Origin of the sequence: Streptomyces albidochromogenes, assembly GCF_005981925.1 — a bacterium.
Taxonomy (GTDB): Bacteria; Actinomycetota; Actinomycetes; order Streptomycetales; family Streptomycetaceae; genus Streptomyces; species Streptomyces albidochromogenes.
Genome location: NZ_VBVX01000539.1, coordinates 1 through 2,207 on the forward strand (window position 1 = coordinate 1; position 2,207 = coordinate 2,207).

At 71.1% G+C, this 2,207-nt stretch carries 2 protein-coding genes; one reads left to right on the top strand and one right to left on the bottom strand.

Annotated elements, in window-relative coordinates:
- Positions 1–236: 236 nt before the first annotated feature.
- Positions 237–998, bottom strand: coding sequence for an isoprenyl transferase (locus tag E2E34_RS33580; RefSeq protein WP_138895772.1), 762 nt, complete (start codon positions 996–998; stop codon positions 237–239).
- 169 nt (positions 999–1,167) lie between these two features.
- On the opposite strand from E2E34_RS33580, the gene mgrA reads away from it, so the two are divergent.
- A complete protein-coding gene (gene mgrA / locus E2E34_RS33585; RefSeq protein WP_138905607.1) occupies positions 1,168–2,205 on the top strand; it encodes an L-glyceraldehyde 3-phosphate reductase in 1,038 nt (345 codons plus the stop codon).
- Positions 2,206–2,207: the final 2 nt, after the last annotated feature.

Here is a 2,207-nt window from a genome sequence, read left to right on the forward strand (position 1 = left end):
GCTTGGGGCCGTCGGGGGTCGCTGGGCCCTGGGAGGGGGGAGCCGCGTCCGGGGCCGTTCGCCCCCGGTGGGGACCTGCGCCCGGGGCCGTTGCGCCCCCGGTGGGGACCCGCGCCCGGGGCCGTCAGGGCTGGTGCGGGGCCCTGTCAGGGCTGGTGCCGGGCTCCGTCGGGGCTGGTGCCGGGCCCCGACAGGGCTCGTGCCGGGCTACGGCAGCGGTCCTGCCGGCTGCCGCGTCAGGAGCCGTAACGCCGGTGGCGGGCCGCGTAGTCGCGCAGGGCGCGCAGGAAGTCGACCTTGCGGAAGGCGGGCCAGAAGACTTCGCAGAAGTAGTACTCCGAGTGGGCGCTCTGCCAGAGCATGAAGCCCGAGAGCCGCTGCTCGCCACTCGTACGGATCACCAGGTCCGGGTCCGGCTGGCCGCGCGTGTAGAGGTGCTCCGAGATCCGCTCGACGTCGACGATCTCGGCGACCTCCTCCAGCGAGGTGCCCTTCTGCGCGTGCTCCAGCAGGAGCGAACGCACCGCGTCGGCGATCTCCTGGCGGCCCCCGTAGCCCACGGCGACGTTGACCAGTATCCCCTCGTTGCCGACCGTGGCCTGCTCGGCCTCCTTGAGCACCGCCTGCGTACGGGCGGGCAGGACGTCCAGCGTCCCGACGTGGTGCACGCGCCAGCGGCCGTCGGCGGCGAGGTCGCGCACCGCGCCCTCGATGATGCCGAGCAGCGGCGTCAGCTCCGCCTCCGCGCGGTCCAGGTTCTCGGTGGAGAGCATCCAGAGCGTGACGACCTCGACGTCGGTCTCGGCACACCAGCCGAGGAGCTCCTGGATCTTGCTCGCACCCGCCTTGTGGCCCTGCTCGGTGGTGCCGCCGGAGGCCTTGGCCCAGCGCCGGTTGCCGTCGAGGATCACGCCGATGTGCTTGGGCACCTGGTCGTGATCGAGGCGGCCTTCCACCCGGCGTGCGTAGAGCCTGTACACCAGGTCGCGCAGGTTCACTGGGTCTCACCTCATGGCGTCGTGCGGGTTCGGTACGTCCCTGGGACCACAATCCGGCACGCGCGGCTCCCCCAGCCGGACACGTGCGGTCCCGAAGCGGCCACACTACTGCGCGGGCGTCTCGGCGGCCCAACCCGGTCGGTCACAAGTCCGTGATAAGGAGAGGAATGTGACTGATTCCCCCTCGTACCTCGCCGCCGGTGACCGCTACGACTCCATGGAGTACCGGCGCACCGGCCGCAGCGGGCTCAAGCTGCCCGCCGTCTCGCTCGGCCTCTGGCACAACTTCGGCGACGACCGCCCGCTGGACACCCAGCGCGCGATCCTGCGCCGCGCGTTCGACCTCGGCGTGACCCACTTCGACCTGGCGAACAACTACGGTCCGCCGGCCGGCTCCGCCGAGCTGAACTTCGGAAAGATCTTCGCGCAGGACTTCGCCCCGTACCGCGACGAACTGATCATCTCCACGAAGGCCGGCTACCTGATGCACCCCGGCCCGTACGGCGAATGGGGTTCGCGCAAGTACCTGCTGTCCTCGCTCGACGCGTCCCTGGCCCGGATGGGTGTCGAGTACGTCGACATCTTCTACTCGCACCGCTTCGACCCGGAGACCCCGCTAGAGGAGACGATGGGCGCGCTGGCCACCGCGGTGCGCCAGGGCAAGGCGCTGTACGCCGGCGTCTCGTCGTACAACGCCGAGCAGACGGCGGAGGCGGCCGGGCTGCTGCGGGACATGGGCGTACCGGCGCTGATCCACCAGCCGTCGTACTCGATGATCAACCGCTGGACGGAGGACGACGGGCTGCTGGACACCCTGGAGGAAGCCGGCATGGGGTGCATCTCCTTCGTGCCGCTCGCCCAGGGGCTGCTCACCGGCAAGTACCTGAACGGCATCCCGGAGGGTTCGCGCGCCACGCAGGGCAAGTCGCTCGACCCCGGTCTGCTGTCCGACGAGGTCGTACGCCGCCTCAACGGCCTGAACGACATCGCGCGGCGACGCGGCCAGTCGCTGGCCCAGCTGGCGCTGTCCTGGGTGCTGCGCGACCCGCGGATGACGTCGGCGCTGATCGGCGCGTCGAGCGTGAAGCAGCTGGAGGAGAACGTGGCGGCGCTGGGCGGGCCCGCGCTGTCCGACGGGGAGCTGAAGGAGATCGACACCTTCGCGATCGACACGGCCGGGACGAACATCTGGGCCGGGCGGGGCTGAGG